The organism is Brevundimonas sp. Marseille-Q4549 (assembly GCF_976940555.1).
Genome location: NZ_CDRHXG010000001.1, coordinates 2,901,656 through 2,924,358 on the forward strand (window position 1 = coordinate 2,901,656; position 22,703 = coordinate 2,924,358).

Annotated in this window: 21 protein-coding genes; 7 read left to right on the forward strand and 14 right to left on the reverse strand. The window is 65.3% G+C overall.

The genetic code is table 11. The annotated features are described in order from the left end of the window. Positions 1-54: 54 nt before the first annotated feature. On the reverse strand, positions 55-783 hold the full coding sequence (istB, locus tag ACWPV3_RS14550) for an IS21-like element helper ATPase IstB (protein WP_128115569.1): 729 nt from the start codon (positions 781-783) through the stop codon (positions 55-57). After that, a complete protein-coding gene (istA, locus tag ACWPV3_RS14555; RefSeq protein ID WP_374036561.1) occupies positions 770-2,281 on the reverse strand; it encodes an IS21 family transposase in 1,512 nt (503 codons plus the stop codon). The genes istB and istA overlap by 14 nt, the downstream gene beginning before the upstream one ends. Before the next feature lie 51 nt (positions 2,282-2,332). On the opposite strand from istA, the gene ACWPV3_RS14560 reads away from it, so the two are divergent. Further along, positions 2,333-3,109, forward strand: coding sequence for an OB-fold nucleic acid binding domain-containing protein (locus ACWPV3_RS14560; protein ID WP_453978278.1), 777 nt, complete (start codon positions 2,333-2,335; stop codon positions 3,107-3,109). Positions 3,110-3,133: 24 nt separating this feature from the next. After that, positions 3,134-4,225, forward strand: coding sequence for a S1 family peptidase (locus ACWPV3_RS14565; protein WP_453978279.1), 1,092 nt, complete (start codon positions 3,134-3,136; stop codon positions 4,223-4,225). A 15-nt stretch (positions 4,226-4,240) separates the two neighbouring features. Here ACWPV3_RS14565 and ACWPV3_RS14570 read toward each other — a convergent pair whose 3' ends face one another. The 6 genes from ACWPV3_RS14570 to ACWPV3_RS14595 all read right to left on the reverse strand — a co-directional run bounded on the left by ACWPV3_RS14570 (position 4,241) and on the right by ACWPV3_RS14595 (position 9,355). Beyond that, on the reverse strand, positions 4,241-5,107 hold the full coding sequence (locus ACWPV3_RS14570; protein WP_453978280.1) for a DUF2726 domain-containing protein: 867 nt from the start codon (positions 5,105-5,107) through the stop codon (positions 4,241-4,243). Between the two features lie 31 nt (positions 5,108-5,138). Then, the gene (locus ACWPV3_RS14575; RefSeq protein WP_453978281.1) at positions 5,139-6,053 is read right to left on the reverse strand and encodes a nucleotidyltransferase domain-containing protein; all 915 of its coding nucleotides are present in this window, start codon (positions 6,051-6,053) and stop codon (positions 5,139-5,141) included. Positions 6,054-6,142: 89 nt separating this feature from the next. Beyond that, a complete protein-coding gene (locus ACWPV3_RS14580) occupies positions 6,143-6,712 on the reverse strand; it encodes a hypothetical protein (protein ID WP_453978282.1) in 570 nt (189 codons plus the stop codon). Between the two features lie 71 nt (positions 6,713-6,783). Continuing rightward, a complete protein-coding gene (locus ACWPV3_RS14585; protein WP_453978283.1) occupies positions 6,784-7,611 on the reverse strand; it encodes a hypothetical protein in 828 nt (275 codons plus the stop codon). A 93-nt stretch (positions 7,612-7,704) separates the two neighbouring features. Next, a complete protein-coding gene (locus ACWPV3_RS14590; RefSeq protein WP_287105669.1) occupies positions 7,705-8,394 on the reverse strand; it encodes a Shedu anti-phage system protein SduA domain-containing protein in 690 nt (229 codons plus the stop codon). 40 nt (positions 8,395-8,434) lie between these two features. Beyond that, on the reverse strand, positions 8,435-9,355 hold the full coding sequence (locus ACWPV3_RS14595) for a hypothetical protein (protein ID WP_287105670.1): 921 nt from the start codon (positions 9,353-9,355) through the stop codon (positions 8,435-8,437). A gap of 255 nt (positions 9,356-9,610) precedes the next feature. Here ACWPV3_RS14595 and ACWPV3_RS14600 point away from each other — a divergent pair, with 255 nt between their 5' ends. Continuing rightward, positions 9,611-10,411 carry a hypothetical protein gene (locus tag ACWPV3_RS14600; protein WP_287105671.1) on the forward strand — a complete coding sequence of 267 codons (801 nt, stop codon included), beginning with the start codon at positions 9,611-9,613 and terminating at the stop codon, positions 10,409-10,411. 240 nt (positions 10,412-10,651) lie between these two features. Here the strand turns inward: ACWPV3_RS14600 and ACWPV3_RS14605 are convergent, their stop codons facing one another. From ACWPV3_RS14605 to ACWPV3_RS14615, 3 genes are all read right to left on the reverse strand, one after another. Continuing rightward, positions 10,652-12,715, reverse strand: coding sequence for a ParB/RepB/Spo0J family partition protein (locus ACWPV3_RS14605; RefSeq protein ID WP_453978284.1), 2,064 nt, complete (start codon positions 12,713-12,715; stop codon positions 10,652-10,654). 273 nt (positions 12,716-12,988) lie between these two features. Then, the gene (locus ACWPV3_RS14610; RefSeq protein ID WP_287105642.1) at positions 12,989-15,970 is read right to left on the reverse strand and encodes a TrlF family AAA-like ATPase; all 2,982 of its coding nucleotides are present in this window, start codon (positions 15,968-15,970) and stop codon (positions 12,989-12,991) included. Between the two features lie 123 nt (positions 15,971-16,093). Next, positions 16,094-16,993: an endonuclease/exonuclease/phosphatase family protein gene (locus tag ACWPV3_RS14615; protein ID WP_453978285.1), complete on the reverse strand. Its 900-nt coding sequence runs from the start codon at positions 16,991-16,993 to the stop codon at positions 16,094-16,096. A 320-nt stretch (positions 16,994-17,313) separates the two neighbouring features. Here ACWPV3_RS14615 and ACWPV3_RS14620 point away from each other — a divergent pair, with 320 nt between their 5' ends. After that, complete coding sequence (locus tag ACWPV3_RS14620) at positions 17,314-17,598, forward strand: hypothetical protein (protein ID WP_453978287.1); 285 nt, start codon at positions 17,314-17,316, stop codon at positions 17,596-17,598. Here the strand turns inward: ACWPV3_RS14620 and ACWPV3_RS14625 are convergent. Continuing rightward, positions 17,595-17,888 (reverse strand): hypothetical protein, encoded by a 294-nt coding sequence (locus ACWPV3_RS14625; RefSeq protein ID WP_453978289.1) that lies wholly within the window; start codon positions 17,886-17,888, stop codon positions 17,595-17,597. The two genes, ACWPV3_RS14620 and ACWPV3_RS14625, sit on opposite strands and share 4 nt — an antisense overlap. Before the next feature lie 104 nt (positions 17,889-17,992). Here ACWPV3_RS14625 and ACWPV3_RS14630 point away from each other — a divergent pair, with 104 nt between their 5' ends. The 3 genes from ACWPV3_RS14630 (at position 17,993) to ACWPV3_RS14640 (ending at position 20,752) form a co-directional block, all read left to right on the forward strand. Next, positions 17,993-18,775: a hypothetical protein gene (locus tag ACWPV3_RS14630; protein ID WP_453978290.1), complete on the forward strand. Its 783-nt coding sequence runs from the start codon at positions 17,993-17,995 to the stop codon at positions 18,773-18,775. A gap of 517 nt (positions 18,776-19,292) precedes the next feature. Beyond that, positions 19,293-20,219 carry an SMODS domain-containing nucleotidyltransferase gene (locus ACWPV3_RS14635; RefSeq protein WP_453978291.1) on the forward strand — a complete coding sequence of 309 codons (927 nt, stop codon included), beginning with the start codon at positions 19,293-19,295 and terminating at the stop codon, positions 20,217-20,219. After that, positions 20,216-20,752: an SLATT domain-containing protein gene (locus ACWPV3_RS14640; RefSeq protein ID WP_287105635.1), complete on the forward strand. Its 537-nt coding sequence runs from the start codon at positions 20,216-20,218 to the stop codon at positions 20,750-20,752. The genes ACWPV3_RS14635 and ACWPV3_RS14640 overlap by 4 nt, the downstream gene beginning before the upstream one ends. Here the strand turns inward: ACWPV3_RS14640 and ACWPV3_RS14645 are convergent. Next, the gene (locus tag ACWPV3_RS14645; protein WP_287105633.1) at positions 20,749-21,606 is read right to left on the reverse strand and encodes a nucleotidyl transferase AbiEii/AbiGii toxin family protein; all 858 of its coding nucleotides are present in this window, start codon (positions 21,604-21,606) and stop codon (positions 20,749-20,751) included. The two genes, ACWPV3_RS14640 and ACWPV3_RS14645, sit on opposite strands and share 4 nt — an antisense overlap. Next, complete coding sequence (locus tag ACWPV3_RS14650) at positions 21,600-22,694, reverse strand: type IV toxin-antitoxin system AbiEi family antitoxin (protein WP_287105631.1); 1,095 nt, start codon at positions 22,692-22,694, stop codon at positions 21,600-21,602. Before ACWPV3_RS14650 ends, ACWPV3_RS14645 begins: the two co-directional genes overlap by 7 nt. Between the last annotated feature and the right edge of the window lie 9 nt (positions 22,695-22,703).

Below are 22,703 nucleotides of genomic sequence, written 5' to 3' on the forward strand. Positions count from 1 at the left end.
GAGGGCGTAGCCCGACCGGAGGCTCAACCCTCGCTTGGCGTTCTTTTGGTGGGGTCAGCTGCGGTGCTTGAAGCGCCAGCTGTCGTTGCCGGTCTCGACGATGTCGCAGTGGTGGGTGATGCGGTCGAGCAGGGCCGTCGTCATCTTGGGATCGCCGAACACGGTCGGCCATTCGCCGAAGGCGAGGTTGGTCGTGACGATCACCGAGGTCCGTTCGTAGAGCTTGCTGATCAGGTGGAACAGCAACTGGCCGCCGGAGCGTGCGAACGGCAGGTAGCCGAGCTCGTCGAGGACCACGACGTCGAGGCGGCAGAGGTGAGCAGCCAGCGCACCGGCCTTGCCCAGGCGGGTCTCCTCCTCGAGGCGGTTCACCAGGTCGACGGTGTTGAAGTAGCGGCCACGCGCCCCGGCGCGCACGACGTTGGTGATGATGGCGGTGGCCAGGTGGGTCTTGCCCGTGCCTGTCCCGCCGACCAGCACGATGTTGCGCCGGTTCGCCAGGAAGGCGCCGCTGTGCAGCGAGCGCACCAGCCCCTCGTTGATCGGCGTGTCGTCGAACACGAAGGCGTCCAGGTCCTTCACGGCCGGCAGCTTGGCTGCCGCCATCCGGTACCGGATGGAAGCCGCATGCCGGTGGGTCGTCTCGGCGCGGAGCAGGTCGGCGAGGATCTCCATGGTCGTGCGCTTGCGCTGCAGGCCGGTGGTGACCGCCTCGTCGAAGGCGCCGGCCATGCCCTTGAGGCCCAGGCCGGTCAGGGCCGCCATCATCTCATGCCGCTGCATGCAGGCCTCGCAGACTGTCGTAGCGGTCGCAGTCCGCCTGAGGCGGATGCCGCAGGGCAAGGTCATCCGACGTGACGATGCTCAGCGGCCGGGGCGGTTCGCGTCGGCGCGCCAGGATGTTGAGGATGACGTCGTCGCTCACGGTCCCGGCAGCGAGCGCCTCGCGCGCGGCGGCCTCGACCGGCTCCAGGCCGTCTTCCAGCACAGCCGCCAGAACCCGCACGAACCGGCGATCGGCTTCGTCACCCGCACCCAGCTTGCGCCTCAGGCGCGCCAGGGCGGGCGGTAGCTCCCAGTCCTGGAACGGCGCGCCATTGCGCAGGGCGCCGGGCTTGGTCGCCAGCACCGGCAGGTAATGCCATGGGTCATACAGGGTGCGGTCTCGACCGAAGAACCGGCGATGGTCGGCGACGACCTCACCCTCGCAACGCACGACGATCCGGTCGGCATAGGCGCGGACCTGCACCGTACGGCGTCCCGCTCTAGCCATCACCGAGTAGCGGTTGCGGTCGAAGCTGATCAGGCAGGTCCCGGTCACCGCGTGCTCGCTCTCGTGGAAGCCGTCGAACGGGCCCAGCATGGGCTGCAGCGCCGGGCGCTCGGCGGCCAGGGCCTGGGCGACCGTCAGCTCCTTCTGCTCGGGATGCTGGCGCAGCTCGCCCCAGCGACGGCATTCGGCCTCCAGCCAGCCGTTCAACTCCTCCAGGCTGGTGAAGCGCAGGCGCGGCTGGAAGAACCGTCCCCGCGCCGTCTGGACCTGGTGCTCGACCTGGCCCTTCTCCCAGCCCGCCGCCGGCGAGCAAGCCGTCGGCTCCACCATGTAGTGGCTCGCCATGACCAGGAAGCGCCGGTTGAACAGCCGGTCCTTGCCCGTGAACACAGTCGTCACCGCCGTCTTCATGTTGTCGTAGATCCCGCGCGTCGGCACCCCGCCGAAGAAGGCGAACGCCCGCGCATGCGCGTCGAACAGCATCTCCTGGGTCTCGCGCGGGTAGGCCCGAACATAGATCGCGCGTGACGCGCACAGTCGCATGTGCGCCACCTTCACCCGCATCGGCTTGCCCGCGATCTCCACGTCCTCGTGGCTCCAGTCGAACTGGTAGGCTTCGCCCGGCCTGAACATCAGCGGGATGAACGACGGTGCATCCGCCACGCCCCGGCGTCGCTTCAGCCGCCACCCCGCCGCGTAGCGCCGGACCGCGTCATACGACCCGTCGAACCCCTCGCGCACCAGTAGGTCATGGACCCGCGTCATCCGCAGCTTCTCGCGCCGCGGCCGCGCCTCGTCCTCTTCCAGCAGTTCATCGAGCCTGGCCTGGAACGGCCCCAGCCTTGGCAACGGCTGCACCGCCCGCCGATAGGCGAACTCCGCATCCGGCTCCCGGATCGCCTTGCGAACCACCTTGCGCGACAATCGAAGGTCACGCGCGATCGCTTTGATCGCCTTGCCGGACGCAAACTCGCGCCGGATCCTCAACACCGTCTCCAACACCAACATCCCGAACTCGCCGCCTGACATCCGCCAAGCCGCCACCGTTAGACCTCAGGAATGAGGGGTCCTTATTCGACGCCGATCACACCGCTAACGGGGTCCCTTTTCCACGCCGATCCACACGCAGAGGCGGACGCCTTCCTTCCGGGTCTTGGGCTGCAACGGCGCGAGGCCCTATGGGCGATCAAGGCGCTTCGCGACGATCCCCTGCCGTTGTTCGCCGTTGTCCAGGACGACGGCGCGACCACACCCGAGGTCTCCGAACCGACCCTGAGCCTGCCGGCCATGCCAGAGGGTCAGGAGGTCGTGGAAGACTACAGCCACGTCGGTCTGACCCTGCGCGATCATCCTGTGGCCTTCCTGCGTGACACTCTGCAGTCGCACCATGTCATGACCTGCGCCGACGCCTCGGCCATGCGCGATCGGCGACTGGCCAGGGTCGCCGGCCTGGTGCTCGTCAGGCAAAAGCCCGGCTCGGCCAAGGGGGTGATGTTCATCACCATCGAGGACGAAACAGGCGTGGCCAATCTGGTGATCTGGCCGAGCCTCTACGAGCAGCAGCGCCGGATCGTGCTCGGCGCCAGCCTTCTTGTCGTGGCCGGCAAGGTCCAGCGCGAGGGCGACGTCGTCCACATCGTGGCGACCCGCCTGCACGACGGGTCGAACTTGCTGGCCTCACTCGGTCGACGCGACGCCTTTCCCCTACCCCACGGTCGAGGCGACGAGGTCTATCGTGGCAGTGCTCCCGACGCCCGGTCTCCCAAGGTCCGCGACATCTACATCCCCGACCTGTCGCTTGAGGCGATCAAGGTGCGAGCGCGGGATTTCCGCTAAGGTCCTTCGGACGGAGGATGCGCGATGCCTGAGACCACCATCACCTTCTCGGCGGTTCCGATCCAGACTTGCGAGGCGCGCGCGGCGGGCGAGCGTCAACGCCGTCTTGAGCCCCGAACTGGGGAAGGCATCGAACAGTTCCTCGTTCAGGACCCGTTCGGCATCAGGCGGGCGATCCTGCCAATGTTCGCGGTCGACGAGCAGGGACGGCTGCACGGTATGGGGACGTCGTTCGCCGCGGACCCGTGGGGCACGTTTCTGACTGCCGACCATGTCGTCGACTTCATGAGGACAGGTCGTCCCAAGGCGGGCGCACAGTCTGATCAGGTCTACGAGTTCAACGGGGACCAAACGCTGATCGCCATGTTGGGGATCGGCCTCATCTTCGGCACCATCGGCATTCCCCAAGAGGCTCTGGCGCGGATTGCCCAGACCTACACACCCGGCATCGAGGTCGAGGATCCTATGGCCTTCACGGGCGGCGGCGTCGCACGAAAGCCGCTGGACCTGGCGGTGCTGCGCTCCGCCGAACGACCACCGAAGACACTGATCGCAAATCTGCCGATCCGCATCCGCGAGCCGGGACCGCGCATCGGAGATGTCGTGGTTGCTGTCGGATATCCGCAGATCGACACCTTCCATGGTGACGCCGAGCGGGCGAAGACCCGCGTCGCCGAGGGGATGTTCGCTGGCTACGGCATCGTGAAAGACCTTCACCCGCGTGGCCGTGATCGAGCCAATCCGACGCCGGTTTTCGAGGTGGGCGCCAACTGGCCGTCTGGGATGAGTGGTGGCCCCGTCTTCAACATGGACGGCGAGGTGATCGGGCTCGTCAGCCGAGGCCTGGAGCCCGCCGAAGGAGACACGATCGGCACCGCTTGGGCCACTTGGTTCGAGGCGCTTCCGCAGATGACGGATTGGGTCCCCACGCTGGCCCCGGACAATACCTGTCATCGTATGGGCTGGGGGGTCAGGCGGTTCGCGCCCTGGTCACTTGCGGGCGTAACACCCAGCGAGGACGAAGCAGACGCAATCCTTGCCCAAGCCGGCCCTGGTTTCGAGAAGCTCAAAGGCTCCTGGAAGGTCGGGACCGATGACTTCATCTCAGGTGGATGACCACCCCCGCCGCAGTTAGGCCGGGCCGTGACCATAGCTGTGTGCCTGACCGAGTTTCAGGCTTTTCGAGAGGCGTCGGAACTCGGCCTGGACGTCGACTAGCGGCGTGGATGAAACCTCTCCCGCCAACCAACGTCGAACCTCGGCTTCCAATTGAAAACTGAGAATTTCGTCGAGGAGATCGCTGAACAGTATCGGGAAGAACTGGGGCCGCATCGCCGATTTCACGAATACGCCTTCGGTCGCTGACACCCGGATATAGTGCATCCCTCGTATCACCTCGTCGGCGTCATATCCGATGAAGCCTGAGGAACATGGGTCGAGAATGCGCCCCGCCGCGCTCATTCGGCGTAATCTCTCGCGTGCGGCACCAGCGAGCATATACGGAAACCGGTCTTCACCGGGTGTCGTGCTCATCAGCCAGAAGGGATCGAAGGGCTCGTCGGCCGCGATCCCGCCTCTCTCCTGAATTCGATAAAATTCCTCCTGAATCTCGCGGACATCCATGATCCACGCCAGCAGCGTCATCTTCCCGAAGTCATTTGTGAGATAGCGACTGTTGATCCGAAGAATTGGAAAGTCTGCTCGCTTGCAGAGTTCGTCCTTCTTGGCGTCGCGCGCAGCTTGCACGTCGGTCGAGTGGAAATCGCCGTCGAACTCAACGGCGTAGATTGGCGTCCAGGTCTCCTTACAGACCACGAAATCGAAGTGAGCCTGAAGGCCGAAGCGTTTCAGTTCGCCAACCGCTCCCACGCCATCCAGCGAGATGACATCAGCTACGCGAACTTTCGGATAGACCGACAGGCTCCATCGGTCGGCACTGCCCTTGATCTCGCCGTGCGCGATCTCCTCGTACCGATTGACCAAGCGCAGGGTTGTCATTTCGGTCTAGTCAAACGACGCCTGACGCTAGTCAGACCTCGCCCTCAGCCTCTTCGCGCATCTGGGCCAGCCGCTCTCGGCATACCGTAGTTGCCAGCGCGCGCAGCACCTCGACCCGCTCCGCTAACCAAGCGAGTTCGTCGTCGCTGATCTTGTAGTGCTTGGAGTAGCGCGCCTTGACGTAGGCTTCCCGCAACAGCTCAAAACATCGGCGCTCGAACTTGGTCTCTCGCGGCCAAGCGTCCGCCAAACGGGCGTCGATTGCCTCGGACTTCTTGCGCAGAAAGGCGAGGTTGTGAGCCTTGCCGCTGTAGAGCGTTACCACCAACAAGACGCAGTGGTAGAGGTGCTCTGTTGCTTGATGGAAGTTGAACGCGGCGAGTTTCGGGTCCGCTCCTTCCCCCCTGAAGAAGTTGGCGCCACGAGTGAAGCCCGCTGAGCTCGACATCCACTCGGCGAAGAACTCCTCGGCCTCTGCCAACGCGGCTTTTGCCTTAATGCTCGCCGGCTTATGCAGTCTGGCTCCGGGCGTGTCGTAGAGCACGGTGCCGTCGCGCAGGATGTCGGCGAAGAAGTAACGCCCGCGATCCAGCTGTTCGTTCACATCGTCCAAGCTGTGAACGATGATGCTGACGGGCGTGCGGATCTCTCCCTCGCCCGGCATGGTCCGGTTGTTGGCATCGTACCAGAACTCGCCGTCTGTCAGGTCCTGGTGATCGACGATGACGAGGAGGTCGAAGTCCGAAAAGTAACGGCCGACCGGATCGTGGACCCAATCGCCTCGTGCATACGATCCGTAGAGGATGATCTTGAGAATCTTGCCGTGCTTGAGCCGCTCGGCCCGACGCGTCGAGATCGCGTCCTCGAACGAGGCCCGGATCACCTCGACGACGTGGCGCAGCTCAGACTGCTTTGGCAGCGGCAGATGATCGAGCGTCTTCTTCACTCGGCGAGTCTCCCCGATGGCACCACCGCAAGCAAGGCGTGATTGAATCTTCCGCACATCATTCAGCGTCTGCTCGCCCCGGATCGCATCTACCTCGGGACGGCCGCCTTCACGTCTTCGAGCTGCCCCTCCAAGACCCCAGTCGCCATGGCGCGGATCGCGTCGGCGCTCTGTGGTTCCTGATCGATCAAATCCCGCACCTGCGCCAGCGCCATGCGCACGAACGACAGGCAGACGATCGCGCGTTTGTCTGGAACCGACAGCGACCGGCTGGGCCCCATCATCCCTTCAATCACCGCTTCGGTTCGCCGATCGAGTTCGGCGAGCCCCTCGGTCGCGCGAATGTCGGGCCGCCACGCGTGGCGAGATAGCATGCCGCCACGATAGCCCCACTCAAGGTCCGCGAGGCCGTTCTCCTCCACTTGATCCGCGAGCCCGCGCAAAAGCATGGCGGCATCGGCTAAAGTTTCGGGATTGCGGCTCTTGTAGGTTACGCCGCTGATCGCTGCCGAGACCATGGCTTCGGCGATATCCCAGCCGATATCCGTCCTGGACGCATCGAGGCTTGCCGCGTCCAGGTCGCGCGCCTTGAAGAAGGCGTTCAAGGCGACATCATAGATTTGTGCCTTGTGTTTGGTTCTCTCCGAAATCGCGCCCACGAATCTCCCCTCCGTTCGGCTGAACTGGGGGCATAGCGAGGCGCAGACGCATCGCAAGCCGCTGAGACCGGCTACTTGCCGAGAAGATGGCCTGCGTAGGTCGCCAACAGAGCGCTCACGGTTCCGATCTTTCCGCCCGCCGCGACCCAGAACGCCAGACCGACCAGGCCGGTCCCTACTGCAGTCCCGACCCCGCGATAAAATCCCTCCTCCACCATCGCGAGCCGTTTGCGGGCCCAGCTGGTGATCTTGCGCACGCAGTTGTCGAGGGTCGCGATCGCAGCGGGAAGTTCGTCAGCCCCTAGGTCGTCCTTGACCGCTCGGGCGCGCAAGGTGACGAGTGTCTCCCTGACAGCCTCGTAGTCCTCGGTGGAAAGAGCTTCAGGCTCCGGCGGCCCGTTGTGGCCGGCGACCTCCTCTTCGTCGTAAGGCGTGACCAGTTCGAGTGCCGCCAGGGCTTCATCGATAGCATCGACCAGCGCGCTGTCCGGCCGCTTGGTGAGGGCAACCAGAGCGTCCTCCCCCTCTGCGCTCCGGAACAGGCGATACCATGAAACCAGTTCGCCGCCCCGGGCGGGATCGACAGAGGGAACGGCTTCCAGTTCGAGGCACAGATGCAGATCGCCTCTGGTCAGGATGTAGACGCCGCCGACGTTGGCGAGACGGAAGCCTCGGTTAATCGTGGTCGGGCCGAGAGTGCGGAACGCAGCCGGTCCCAACTTGGTCAAACTGAGTGTCGCCCCGTAGCTGAGGGTGAAACCGTCGATGGGGCCCAGATTGAGCTCGCCTTCGACGAAGCGCACCGGCACCTGGAACCGCTCTCCGGCCGCCTCGATAACGAGATCCAGCTCCCGCCTCTCGCTACGCACCTCGCCATAGTCGAGTTCGGTGAAGATCAACTTCGGACTCCGTGGGTGTCCTTCCGGACGTTGAGTATGGTGTCTGAGCTCGGTTTCGCCCCTCTTTGCCCATTCGTCGCCGGGCCAACGCTATCAAGTGGGCTCGAGACTGAAAGGCCTCGAGTTAGGAGTAAAGCCGACGTCCACCCGTGCGTTGACGACGATGCGGCGATAACTCGCCACATCAATGTTGGCCGAAGTCCGCACGAAGTTGGAGCGCACCGTTCGTTGGGCCGCGCTTTCGGCTCGGGAGTCGCCGATCAGGATCAGCGCTCCGGCCGGTTGGGTGAGGCGCGGAATGCGAGCGTGGCTCCGTATGGCGTCAATGTATTCCCGGAAGTGGGAAAGATAGCCTGCCGCCTGACTTACCGCCTTATGGCCGGAGGGGCTCATGCCGCCACCCTGGGCATCCGCGAACTGGGTATCGAACCGCTTGAGCTCAACAACCCACCAATGGTCGCCCAGTGACGACCGGGTCACGGCGAGAAAGTCGGGTATGAGACCGGGCTCGCCCGTGGCCGCTTTCGGCCGGATCATCTGTTTGGGATACACCCAGGTGCCGTGATGGCCGGACTCACGGATGGCGTACTGCACCAGATAGGGGTTCTCGGTCAGGCACACCTGGATCGCCTCTTCCGATCCGGCGTGAAGCGCGTGCTCAAAGCGATCCACCACCTCGGCCGTCAGGTCCGGACGCATACCGAAGGACGAGCCTGGAAACTCGCGTTCAGCCTCGGCTCGGCGCTCAATCCAGTAGGCTTCATCCATCTGCGTCAGCTTCATGTGACAAGCCTAACGCAACCCTTGAATGAAAGGGAATGTCTCAGACAGCGCGCGCACGACGACGGGTTTGGGACGCCGGTTTCGCCGCCGTCCTAGCCTTCGCCGCAGCTCTCACGGCGGCCTTCGCAAGCTTGGTGTCGATCTTGAAGATCGGCAGGCCGGCTATGACCTCGCACATGGCGCTGTTCTCGGCCCTGTATGGGTGGTCCGCAGGGATCGCTTTGATCTCCGCGATCGCGGCCTTGTACCGCCGCCGCAGCCAGAGAAACTTTTCCTGCACGCTGGCGTCGTCGTGGCGCAGGCCGTCGCGGATCAGGATGCTGAGGCAGCCGAGGTAGTCGGCGTAAAGATCGTTATCGCCGCCGGTGATCGCGACGACGGATCTCCATGAGATGTAGTCGAAGAAATAGTGACCGTCGGTGTCTCTCGTCATGAAGTCGGAGACGTAGCCGGCCTCGTCATCCGGGGAATGCTCTGAACGGCGCGCGGCGCGCGCGACCTCGAGGACCTTGGGATCGATAAGAACCCGAGGATGCTTCGCGACCTTCGACTCCAGCCGATAGGCTTCGTTCATTGCAGGGCCGACGACGTGGCGCTTGGAATGGTAGAGTTTGCCGACCGTCACACCGCCACGAACCAGGAAGCCCCGTTCAGCAAGATCGAGGACGCCGAAGGCGATTTCGTTCAGGAGCAGGAACACAGCTGACGGCTCCGACACCTTGTATGAGACGACGATGCTGTCCGAGAACTGGGTGACCTTCTGGCTTTTCAGAACGCCCTTGTGAGAGGCGCCGATGCCTCCGACGATGTCCATTGCAGCGACCAGACGGGCCAGATGCGCTGGTTCGCGCGCAGAGCGTTCGACGTGTTCCTTGAACCCGAGGAAATCGAGAAACAGCACCAACCGCTTCTGGTAGCGTGGCGTCTTCTTCTTTTTGGGTTTCGGATCGGCGCTGGTCATTGGACGAACATAGTCGCGCGTCGGCGTTTCGCCACGGACTGACGCTTGCCGGTAGATGATCCAGACGGCACGTCTATCGCGCGCCCTCTACTCCTTGCGCATTGTGCGACTCGCGGCATTCTGATCGCCGGGTTAGGCGCCTGTGACCTGTCGCCGGGTCAAACGTCTCGTGGCTTGCAATCCCTTCCTCGGCCCCACGTTTTCCTCGTGTGCCGCAGCGTAATCGGCGACCTGCGCACCACAGAGGCAAACGCCATGGTCGAACTCGACATCACTCTGAACCCTGTCACCCTCGAGCGCCTAAAGGCCGGACTTCGACAGACCGCTTCCGAAATCAAATCCTCGCATCGCGTCGAAGCGCTGGCGCGTGGGCTGGGGTTTCACTCCAACGCCGAGTTGCGCGCTCGCATCGACGCGTCCGGTTCCCGGCGGATCGATCCTGAGCCCTTCGGGCGCTACCTCACCGAACGCGGCTTCGATGCACCGGCGTCGATGCTGCTGCGCGCCGCAGCGCATGCAATCACGCTCACGGCCATGGACCGTGATGATCGTCTTCATAAGTGGGGATGGGGTTTCGGGCGGCCCGAACGCCGAAGCGATGGTCGCTGGGAGACGCCCTACGAGCACTTTGACCGGGTGCAGGCGTATCGGGAGGAGCTGAAAGACATCGCCGTCGCCGATCACGTCCTGCGCGCGCTCGCCATGCTGGCCTCGGTGCCAGCGACGAAAACCATCCGCCCTGATACCGACAGCTATCGCCTGAAGCACATCGCGGAAAACTTCGCCTGCACCTTTCCCGACGGCGCGCCTCTGGGCCCTGACTATGTCGCGAATGGCCCTCTGATCGTGGCGGCCGTCCATCTCGGTTTCCGATACCGAACGGCCCATGACCGTGAAGGGAACGAGTGGCCTAACGTCACCTTCAACATGTCGCAGTCGCACTTGCTTGAGCTCGACATCGCCTGTCGGCCGAACGGCGCTCGGGCGCAGGATCGGCGCCGCAAACAGGAGGCGCGGAAGTACGGTTCGCTGTGGCCACAGATCAGGGCAGCCTAGTGGTCGCCGCGATGCCCTGACGCTGATGCGACGGCGTTTCGACCGGGGACGTGGGCGACCCGACCCGGAGCCGTTCGGTTCGGAAAGGGTCGCCCGAGTTCCGGTCCATCGGTCCGTCCCCCCGACCACTGGGCTTACAGCGTTATGCCGAAGCGCGACACCCCGCATGGGCGTCCTGAGCAGAGACAAAAAGCCGCGCGCCCCAAAGGGCGCGCGGCGAGTTTTCGGTCCGGACGGCCCCTATTCGGCGGCGAACCGATAGGCGTCGTCATCGGCGGCGGGCGGCTCGGTCGCCTCGCCTTCCGGCTCCGGGGCGCCCGGTTCCGCCGCATCGGAAACGGTGCGCAGCACGGACGGAAGCCAGCCCTTGCCCTCGACCAGCCGCTCGGCGGCATCGGCCATGTCGCCCTTCTTGAACCCGGCGATCCGCCCGGCTTCCTCAGGCGTGGTCGCATCGGTCACCGCTTCCAGCACTCGCGCCTTGGAGACGCGCGAGAAGTAGCTGGCGGCGGTGGCCGTCCACGTCCCGGTCATGTCCAGACCAGTGGCGGTCGCCAGCGTCTCGGCATGGGCCAAGGCGTCCGGCTTGCGGTCGTGAGGGTCACGCACGGCGTAGAGGCCGACTCCCGCGCAACAGGCCATCAGGTCCAGCAGGTCCGAGGGCGGCAGGATCATCAGCACGGCCCAGAGGTCTCGCGCCTCTTCCGGCAGACGGGCGCCCCACGCCTCCAGCCGGTCGGCCACGCGCCGCCCGGCGGGGCTGTCGCTGACGCCCGGCGCCAGCCGCTCCAGGCCGGTCACGCTCAGCCGCAGTTGCAGGGGCGTCCACGTCCCCCACGCCGGGTAGAAGACCTGCAGGGCCAGCGCATGAACCACCACCGTCAGGGCGACGCTTTCATCGGCCTGAACCGCATCGCGCAGCCCCATGGTCCGATGGGCGGTGAGGTCGATCACCAGCCGTTCCGACAGGGGCGCAAGTCCCTCGTCGGCCTCGGCTTCCGTCGCGGGCGGCGCCGTCTCGCCGTCCTGCGTCTCCGGCTCGGACCAGCTTTCCGGGGCGTCCGGATCGGGCGCCCGGTCGCTGACCGCGTCCTCCGCCTTGACCAGACCCCGCTCGAACCGGCCCAACCCGTCATGGCCCAGCAGAACCATAACCCCGGCCCGCGCCTTGACCTCGGCGGGGTAGTCGAAGTCCGGGCCGAAGGCTTGGAGAGCCTTGTCGATCTCTTCCAGCCGGGCGTCGGCTTCGGGCGTCAGCCCTTCCGGCCCAGCCTCGGACACGAGGACATCATATTCCTCGGACAGGGCGGCGATCTGCGCCGCATCGGCCTCGGAGCGGACGACCTCGACCGGATAGACCCGGCCCAGGGCGTTGACGGCGACGTAGTCGGACGCGGCCTCGGCCCATTTCCAGTTCTCGCGCTGGCGCGCCTCGTCGGCCAGAGCGGTGAGCTTGTCGCCCACCATCCGGTCCAGCAGGGCCGGGTCCTCCAGCCAGCCGCCGCCGTCCTCGGTGAACAGGTCGCGCAGCACCGACCCGCCCTCGGCCTCATACGCCTCGACGCCGACGAAGACGGCGCGGCGGTCGTCCGCCCTGACCTTGGCCTCGGTCATGGCCCGTCGAATGGCGTGGACGGGACGGTATTCGCCCAACTGCTCGAACACCTGACGCTGCCGGTCCTGATCGCCGCTGACGCAGAAGGCCATCAACTGATCCAAGGCCAGCGCCCCGCCTCGATAGGCCGCCATCAGCTCGGGCGCCGCCGCGCCGAGCCGCAGCCGTTGACGCACCACGGTCGCGCTCACCCCGAACCGGGCGCCGATCTCCTCGGCGCCATAGCCCTTCTCGTCCGCCAGCCGATTGAAGGCCTCGAACTGGTCGGCGGGGTGCATGGCCTCGCGGGTGGTGTTTTCGTCGAGGCTGATTTCGTGCGCGTCGTTCTCGGTATCGACGACCACCTTCACGGGGTGGGTCCGCTTGATCTGCTTGCGCTTGGCCAGCAGCCGCAGTCCCTGACGCCGCCCCTCCCCGATGGTCACGAGGTAGTTGCCGCTGGCGGTCCCGTCCTCGCCGCGCTCGATCTCGACCACGGGAGGCTGCAACACCCCCTTGACCTTGATGGAGGCGGCGAAAGCCTCGATGGTAGCCGCGCTGTGTGGGACTTTCCGGGCGTTCTTCGGGGACGCCTTCAACCGGTTCAGCGGAACCACGATCTCCGCGCCGTGAATCGGCTCCTGATCCGCTCCCGTCGCGGCGGCGCCAGCCGCCGCACGGGTACGGGCTTGGGTGGATTGAGCAGTCATGTCTGCCTCCTTTGGGCAAGGGTTGCAGGCACGCGAAACGCGCGCCTGAAACCCTGCCCGTCGGCGAGACCGGGGTAGCAAGGGCCAGGGCGGATCGGCCGGAGGGGGATCGCCCGGCCTGCACAAGCCTCGCATCGATCGCAGGCGTCGCGCCCGTGGCGGGCGCGGAAGGTCGGGGAGACCGGCCGATCCGGCGGCGAAGCCGCTTCACCCTGGCCCGCGCGAGGGCGGAGCCCTTAGCCGCTCCTCCAACCGTGAGAGCCCCCGATGCCTCTACCTTCGAAGCCTGACCCGGAGGCGGCGGGCTCGTTCCTTGAAGGCGAACTCGCCCCCCTCGAGGATATCGCAGACCATCTTCCGGATAGTCTGGTTCTCGAGACCGCCGCTCGTGTAGGTGATCGGAGGGAGGCTTCCGGCCGGGTGCGGCCCCGAGTCCGCGACGATGATCTGATCAGCGTCCGTGTTGATGACCAGGTTCGCGTTGTGCGTGACCAAGATGACCTGCCGCTTGTGCTTCGCGGCGATGAACAGTCCGACGAGTTCTTCGAACACTGACTTGGGATCGAGGTTCTCCTCGGGCTGATCGATGATCAGGGGGCGGTCATCCCCTTCGTCGAGCGCAAGATAAAGCAGCAGCAACACGATACCGCGCGTGCCCGGAGACAGTTTACGGATGTCGATGCCGTCGTAGGCGATGCCGTAACGGATTTCGAAGTGATCGGTGCTGAACAGCCAGAGGGCAAAGCGCTTGAGCCATGCACGCATCTCGACGGGATCGTCGCTCGGGACCGGCGAATGCTGGAGCAGATCCTTCTGATAGGCGTCGCGGAAAGCGCTCATTGCGGCAACCACATCCTGGGCGCTTCCGGTCTCCCAAGTCGGTCCGAGTTGGGTCCGGGCGGCGTCGATCAAAGCGCCCCGCCCCCGGAAAGGGCCTTGCTTCCGAAGGTCGAGAAGCCCCTCTTCCGCCGCGCTTGCCCAACGGTCGACATCGGCCACCCGCGACACTGAGAAGGTAAGCTTCTTCAGGGTTCCGGGAGAGGTCGCAAGCCGGTCCATCAGCGGGCGATACAGGTCCTCCAGCACAGTCTGCTCCGCGACCAATGCTGCGAACGCGCGTTCGTACGCGGCGTCGCGCTCGAGGTTCAGCGTTTTTATCCGGTCAGCAGCGCCCTGCGCCTCTGTGAGCCGCGCCTTGGCCGACTCCAGGGCCGCGGTCTCGATCGTGATCTTCTGGGTGAGATCGCCGTAACGTCGCTGGATATCTCGATCAGCGCTGATCAGGCTCTCGAGGCGGGTCATTTCCGCTTCGATGACGAGCAGAGGCAATGAGGTGAGGTCTGCGTCGTCCGCGATCAACGCTACGGTCGCATCCTGCTGCGGCGGTGGCGGCGCGCCGCGAAGTTTGGCGATCTCTCCATCCACCCAGCCCACGTAACCGACGAGGTTGTCATCAACCTTGCCCTTGTAGTCGAGAAGGAAGGCGGCCCACTGCTCTTCGTTCATGAAGCCGTCGCGGTGCCGCGCCATCATGGCGCGGAGCGCTTCGGGGGCGCCTGTGGCGCGCATGGCGCCGACCTCGGACTGCAGCGCCATGAACGCTTGACGCTGGGCGACCAACTGGCGGTTCCTCGTTCTTAGCGCTTCGGCTGCCCCGAAGAGTTCGGTGTGACGCGCGACCTTGGCTTCGCTGTCCTTGGCGACCAGTTTGGCGCGGTCCGTCGAGTAGGCCTGGATGAGGTTTGTTTTCTGGAGGATCAGCGCCTCATGGGCGCCCTTGAGCTTGTCCTTCTCATGCTCGAGGCCGATCCGCTCGGACATGGCGGCGATGGCTTCGACCTCCCTCGCTCGCGCGAGGCTGTGGAGCCGGGTCCTGCCCTCACGCAGTTCGGCAAAGTCGACGGCGCCTTCCCGACTGGCATAGGGATGGGCTTCGAAGATCACCCGTTCGATTTCGCGTAGAAGAGCGTCAGTCATTCCGTTCGCCGAGCAGAGCTCCTCGACGAACTGCTGGGACAGATAACGAGCCCGCGGATAATTGAGGGGATCATCCGCATCTCGTCCGTCGAGATGGCGGGTTGCGCTGTCACCGCCCGCCCAACTGACGCTGATGGCTTCTTCCCCGATCAATGGCCTCGCTCGGGCCAGAAAGGAGGCGCTCACCCCTTTCTGATCCTGCCAAACGCCAGCAGGAACGGCATCACATCCGGCTGCGATCATATCGGCCAGGGCTGTCTTGCCGGAGCCTCGCGCGCCAATGATGGCAACCAGCCCAGGGTTAAGCTGGATCTCGGGAGTGACGACCCAGTTCGCACCAATCGTCCGTACCGATGAGATGATCTGAGAGGGCGTCGCGGCAGTGGGCGGTTCAGCCCCGACGTGAGCCCGCCCACCTGGATCAATGCAGGCCTGGCGCAGCGCGTCAAACTCAAGCCCGCCCTTTATCCAGGAGAAGCGATTGCCGAACGGCGCCCCTACATCGTCTGCCTTATGGGCGTCGCTCCCGTGCAGGCATGGCTTCAAGCCGTTGTAGCGTGACCTTAGCTGGTCTTCGTTCAGCGCCTTCCGGCCGAGCCAGAAGTCGCGCTGTGCGTCGCTGCTGGCGAAGATGACGTGGGCGAAACGCTCGATCTCCTGGCGTGTCACCTGATCAGCGGCTTCGCGGACCCCTGCGGTGCCGTCCCCAGAACCGCCGGCGACGGCGATAAGAACATTGGCCCGCGCCCAGGCGTCTTCGTCCCAGACGGTGCGGAGCTGGTCAAAGCTGACCTTGAACTGCGTGGCGCCGTGCTCCAGCGCCGCGCGTTCCTCCAGCTGAGCGCCTTTGTCTCGACGGCCCAGTCTGATGAGTTCCGAGCGGGTGCAGTCGAACCGATCATCGAAAGCCCTGAACTCCAACCGAGCCAAGAAGCGCTGGATCCGTGCGACGTGGTCGTCGTCCTCAGGACTGACGAGCAGATGCATGTTGACGAAGCCGCTCTTTGCCGCGACGTGCAGACGCAACTCGATGTTCGGGAAGACAAGCTGGACGTTCGGCAAGCGTCCCTCCTCCCGACGCCTGCGGAGCACTTCTTCATAGGTGTCGGTTACGTAGTAGTCCGTAACGGCGATGGCTTCGATCTGGGGCGTGGCCGCCTCCAGGGCGGTCAGGTAGTCATTCCAGGCGTTCGTCCCGCTGAACTGATTGTTGAGCACGGTCCCCGGCGCGTGGATATGCGGCTCCCACCGACGCCATTCCGATCCTCGACCCAGCATTTCGCCTCCCACTGCGTTTTCCTCAGTGTAATGCGTGTCTGGAGAACAGGCGCAAGTTGAGATCCGCAGTCGGCCACAACCGGTCGCGGGACGGCCTATCGCATCGATCAGAAGTCGCTGCGGTCAGCCCCTGATCCGCACCGAGATCGGACAGTGGTCCGACGGGTGATCGGCCTCGGCACTCCCGCCGTAGACATACTCCTCGAACGACCCCGACTCGAGCCGTGCGGTCGCGGCGGCGCCCGTGGCGATGAAGTCGATGTATTCGCGATAGCGCGCCTTGCAGCCCGCCGCCTGGTCGCCGGAGGTCAGGGTCAACACCGAGCCCTCGGGATCGCCATCGTTCAGATCGGCGAGGAAGGCGTCGCCACGGCTGGCCAATCGCCGGTTCCAGTCTCCGAGGACCACGAAGGCCTCCCCGTCCCGGGCCCGTGCTTCCGTCCACCCCTCCAGCACCGGGAGTTGATCGAACAGCACCGGGCAGTCCGGGTCCGTCGGTTCGCGGCCGGAGTTACAGCCGGACTTCAGATGCACCGCCAGCAATCGGACCGGACGTCCGTGCGACACGGTCACATCGACGCCCCAGCGCAAATCGGGGTTTCCGAGCGCCAGGGCATTCAGGTCGGCGTTGCGGGTCCAGAGCACGCCCTTGCGGATGGCGAAGCCGACGGCCTGGTTCTGGATGAACAAGCCCGGTCGCCCGCGGCATTCGCCGCTGCGCGTGCTGGTCGGACGGCCGGACATCACCACGTCGTACAGAGCCGGATCGAAGACCCGCTCGGCGGCAGCCTTGTTCTGCACCTCCTGAAAGGCGATCACATCGGCGTTCAGGGCCGCGGCATGATCGCGAAGACGGGCATAGTCGGCCTCGGTGCGCGGGCTGCAGCCCTCCCCGTCCCGCTCTGCCAGATGCTCCATGTTCCAGCTGGCGATCTTGAGGCTGTCGGCCTCGCGGGTCGGCGTCACGCCGACGCATCCCGACAGAAGGACGGCCGACAGCGTAAGCGCGATCAGGGGTTTCATCGTCAGCTCCTCAAGGTGGAGGGTGCGGCCCGGCCGACGGCGGGTCGGCGCGGGACCGCGGTCGGGCACGAGGTCGGTCGCGCTCCGGCGCCTCCGCGTATCGCATCAGGTCGATTCCCGCGACCTGTCTCGCTTCCCCTCGGAGGCCGATTGCGTCGTCGGCCGACGGCTGTAGGCTGATCGTGACGGGTTCCGGCAAGATAAGGACCGACTGGGAGCCGGGGGACGTCCGTGACGTCGGCGGCGGGCGGTCCTGAAACCCCGGGCTTCTTCGCAGAAGTTCCAGGCCCGTCCCCCATTCTTGTCCCGCGAGGATCGCCATGGCCGGAGAGCTGACCGCCGAGGAGACGGAGATCTACAGCGATCTCGCCGAACAGGCCGGCGTCGTCGCACGGAGGCTATTGGCTGGACGGGGCCTCATCTATCTTGAGGATCTCGCGCCCGAGGACGCCCGCGATGTGCTGCGGAGCGCGTGGCGCGAGGCGGCCCGGACGCGGTTCGACGGTCAGGATCTGACCGCGCTTCTGGTTGAGATCGACGCAATGGTCGCAAGTTTGGTCATGACCGGTTGCCCGTCAGACGGACCGCCCGTCTCCATTCACTAGGCCGGAGCGCGTACGTCATCTGCGGTCCGGTCGCGCAGTTCGCGATAAGGTTCGCCCCGCCCCCCGGCCTCGGTCCGTGACAGCACCCGGGTCTCGAACTGCGACGAGACCTCCACCTGGATTTCCCGATAGCGCAGGCCGTCCTGAAGGGACGCGCAGGTCGCCCGTACCGTGGACAGGACTCCCAACCATTCGTCCGTTTGAACAGTGACGACACCCGGCTGATCGTCGGGTGACGCCGCCGCTGAGAACATACGGTCGAGAGTGCGGTCAAGTTCATCGTGGGTCATGACCGCTGCTCTAGTGAGGGTCGGCCCGCGCCTTCCATGACGCTGCGTATGTGTCCCCAACTCCGCGCTAGGGGCTCAACGGGTTCCGTCATTAGAATGGCTTCATGGCCTATTCCGATGACGACGTCGCCGAGATGCAGGACCGGTGTGAAGACTGGTTGGAGCGGGAGGGCACCCTGACCAGCTCGCTGTTCCGTCTCCAGCTTCAGGTTCCGCAGGCCAGAGAAATGATGACCCACGGCGTCTGCCGACGCCTTTCCGACCTGAAGCATGGACTTCGGCGGGTCTTCGAAACGCTGCCGCCGCAGGAGGCAGAGCCGGCCCGCGAGGCGATCTGGGACGCCACAGCCTTCCTCCAAGCCTTCGTCATCAACATTTTCGGCGTCATGGACAACTTGGCCTGGCTCTGGTGTCTGGAAGCCGACGTGCGCGGCCCTAATGGACGTCCGCTTCACCGCAGCCGGATCGGTCTGACGCCCGACAACGCGGACCTGAGAGGCAGCCTGTCGGCGCGAAGCCAAGCCTATCTGGCGGGCACGGATCAGTGGTTTGGCTATCTGGAAGAGTATCGCCATGCCCTGGCCCACCGCATCCCGCTCTACATCCCGCCCAAACAACTCGACGACGCGGCCGCAGCGGAGTTCGCGAGGCTGGAAGCGCAGGTCGGCGGCCCGGGTTGGGACTGGGCCCGCTGGCCTGAGGTCATCGCCGCCCAACGGCGGCTCGGCGTTTTCGAGCCGGTAATGATGCATTCCTTCGGCGAAGGCGCGCGACCTGTTCGTTTCCACGGGCAAATGATCTGTGACTTCGCGACCGTGATCGAGGTCGCCGAGCACATCCTGGCCGACCTCCAGGCGAGGGTCGCTCCCGCCGCCGAGGCCGGCTGAAGCGGGATCCTCGAGTTTCGGTGGTGCGGGCGGCCGGGGTCGAACCGGCATGGGCAATGCCCGACGGATTTTCGTACCACTTCGACTTTCGCCGCCGCCCTGCCCCGGGAGGCCTGACGTTCGTGGTCTGGACTATCCCTTCGTCATAGCCCGCAGGCCTTAGACGCCGCCCGTCTAGTCTCTACACCTTCCCGTCCGGAGACGGGCTTGGCTCGGGATCGCCATCTGACAGGGTTCCCCGACTTTGAGCGGTTCTACGTCCGAGATTTCCCCCGGCGCACTCAATCCTCAGCTTAAGTCCGTTGCGTCTACCAGTTTCGCCACGCCCGCCAGCCGAGCGGGCTCTATACCTGTGTTCGCGCCTGCGCGCCAAGGTGGCCGGCACTCTTCAACGACCGGGAGGCTGCGACGTGTACCTGGTCGTGTACGTGCCTTCCGTGCGCGGCCCTCGCATAGGCCGATGCGCTCCCTATATCGGCGATATGCCGACGCTTCGCCACCGTTCCCTGGTCCACCCTTGAGCTTCCTCGTTCCGCTGTCGCCCGCGCCGCCAGTGCCCCCGCCCGGGTGGATGTTCGTTGGGCAGCGCTTCTCGGCCTTCATGCAGAGGCTCGGGATCACCGAGCAACAGGCGGTCGACGGTACACGCAAGCAGATGGGCGTTCGGGCAGCCCTGAACCGCTGGTACTACGGCCATGGCGAGGCGACGCAGAACAGCCTGTTGATCGGGTCCTGGGCCAAAACGCTGAGAGTGGCCCCGCCGCGCGACATCGACGTCCTGTTCTGCATGCCTGTCGATATCTTCCATCGCTACGAGGCCCGCGCCGGCAACCGCCAGTCCCAACTGCTGCAGGAAGTTCGCTCGGCGCTGTCGCAGACCTACCCTCAAACGGCGATCCGTGGAGATGGCCAGGTCGTGGTCGTGCCCTTCGCGACCATGCCCGTCGAGGTCATCCCGGCCTTCCGCCTCGACACCGGCCAATATCTGATCGCCGATGCGAATGGTGGCGGTTCGTATCGCACGACCGATCCGTGGGCTGAGCTCTCGGTGCTTGAAGCGTCGGATCGCGCCACCTTCGGCGCCACACGCCGACTGATCCGGATGGCCAAGCAGTGGCAGCGTCACGCCCATGCGCCGATCAAGTCGTTCATGCTCGAGCGCCTGGCCGTGGCCTTCCTCGAAACCTGGCAGCACGCGACCGCAGGCTATGAGGACTGGATGGTCCGCGACTTCTTCGAGTTCATGCTCCGGTATGTCGGCGGGTCGGTCCAGATGCCCGGAACCGGCGAGTGGGTGTCGATCGGCGACGCCTGGGCCTCGCGAACGCGAACGGCCTTGGCCACCGCCCAGCGCGCCTGCCAATATGAGGCGGTAAACGCCGATCGGCGTGCGGGCGCGGAATGGCGCTCGCTGTTCGGCTCCGCGATTGGAAGCTTGTCATGACCGACACTGTCAGCCCGGCTGAAATCGACCCTCGCGACGCCATTCTGGCGGAGGCCCGCCGGCTGGCCGTGGATGCCCTCTATTCGGAGAAGGGTCATTTCGAGGCTGCCAGCGCCTGGCGCGGCCGCACCTACTCGCTCGGCATTCCCGCCGCGCTCATCGGCGCTACCGCCGGCGCCACCATTCTGGCGGATATGGACCCTGCCATCGGCGGTTCGCTTGCGCTTGTCGGCGCCGCCATCACAGCCCTGATGACCTTTCTCAACCCTTCCGAACGGGCGTCACAGCACCACCGCAGCGGCGTCTCCTATGGCGTGCTTCGGCGCGCTCTTCGGCAGTTCGTCCAGATCGACATCGGCATGATGGACGTCGTGGCGCTACGGTCGCGCCTGTCCGAGCTGACGGAGAAGATCGGGGCCTTGCAGTCCGAGTCGCTGCCGATCCCGTCCGCGGCTCACAAGAAGGCGTTCAAGTCGATCCAGAGCGGATCGGCGGAGTACACGCCCGAGGAACTGGCGCTCGCAGGCGGCTAGAGACGGAGGGCATCGAGGAAGGCCCTCACCTGTCCGAACGCGTCGGTCTGCCACTGTTCCGGGGTTCGATCACCAAGCGCCGCACTGGCCTCTACGAACTCGCGGACGCAGGTAGGTCCATGGTCGTCGACCTCCCGGAACTTGCTGGCGATCTTCTCGTAGCCCTGGAGGGCGCTGGCCCGGTCCAACAGAGGCCGACAGGCTTCGGCCAGGGCTTCGGGCCCGCCTGGGTAGTTCCGGACGCAGTAGTAGATGTCGTAGGCGTCCTTGCGCTTGAAGCGGCCGACGAGGGCATGGCCTTTCATGCCGAGAAGCGCCGGGATCGAGGCCACCGCGATCTTTACGCGATTGGTCCCCGACCGTCCCGGCATCCGGTCCTCAATCTCGACCAAAGCCTGGAAGTCGATCGCCAGATCGGCCCCGTCCGCCTTCTGGACGGCGAAGTCCTCCACGAGCGGCCGCTCCCGCTTCGGCACCTCCGCGTCCCGCGGCATCAGGAAATCGACGACAACCTTGGTCGGGGGACCATCATCTTCGGCAGGAACTTCCCGCGTCAGCTGGAATGCCCGATCCTCGGGGCCGCGCTCGTAGCCATGAGCCTGAAGCGCGTGAACCAGGTCTGCGTATTCGGTATCCGCGAGCGCGACCGGGTCGAGTGCGAGATCGATGTCGAACGTCCCGACGTGGATCATGTCGTCCTGCTCGAGCAACAGCCACGGCACAGCGCCGCCGACTACGGCGAACTTGCCTTCATAGCTGCCGAGGATCTGGCCGATCTCGACGAGGGTCTGGCGGACGGCGGCGGTGCTGCGCGCGGGATAGTCCGCCGCGCTCTGCGGTTCCGGCTTCACCACTGGGACACGCTGGCGAGCAGATGGTCTGCCGCCTCCTGCCCGCGTTCGCCGCCGGTCCCGAGATCAAGGAAGGTCTGCAGCGGGCTGGTCGTCCAGAGGTCTGGAGCCGGCTGACGCAGATCGTCGAACAGCTCGGCCTCGTCGGGGATCAGGATCTCGACATTGGCCCCGCTTTCGGCGGGCTTGAGCTGCAGATGATCGACCAAGGCCGGCAGGGCGCTGGGTTCGGCGATGAGGTAGGTCATCGGCACGCGTGCGTAAGGCGCCCACCAATCGGCGGCCGTGAAGGACATCGCCGCGGCCCGGCCTGAGGACTGAGCCTCACGCAGGGCGTCTCGCAGCGCCACATCCAGCCGCTTCCCGTGCAGGGTCGTATAGTAGCGCCGCCGCTCTCCAACGGGCGCCTCATAGGCCTCTCGCCAGCCGCGCAGGAGACCTTCGCGATCGGTCAGCTGCAGGCCCTCGGAATCGGCTGAGGCCCATTCACGGTCGATCAGCGCGCGCCGCACGTTGCTGACCTGGCCCAGGCTCACTTGCGCGGCTTCGGCGAGGTCCGTCACCTTCCAGGCCCGACCGGGCGTCTGAAGGAGACAACGGAGAACGCGCGCTGATTTCGGTGCGAACGGCGACTTCAGCTCGCGCGCGACTGCTTTGGGCTTCTCGGCCGTCTGCCGGTCGATATAGAGGCCCGGGCCGACGATGCGAACGTTGCCCGCGAGATCGAGCCAGCCCACGCCGGCCTCGTCACACAGGCGTCGGGCGGAATCCGCCATATAGGGGGCCCCGACGAGCACGATGGACTTCATTCCAAGGTTCGCGGCAGCTTGAAGCGCCTGATCGACGGCGCTGCGGATCACGCGCGGCTGTCCGGAACTCTTCACCTCCATCAATATCGTGAAGCTTCTGGAAGCGATCGAGACATCGGCGATGATATCGACGCGCGGGGCGTCGCCCGGTCTCTCGATATCGAGAGACCGTACCTCTACGGTCGGGACGACGGCGAGTACGTCCCGCAGTTCCCCGGCGAGAGCGCGTTCAGTCTCTTTCACTGAAAGTTCGGTTTTCATCATTACGTTGAAATAGACCATTTCACTGAA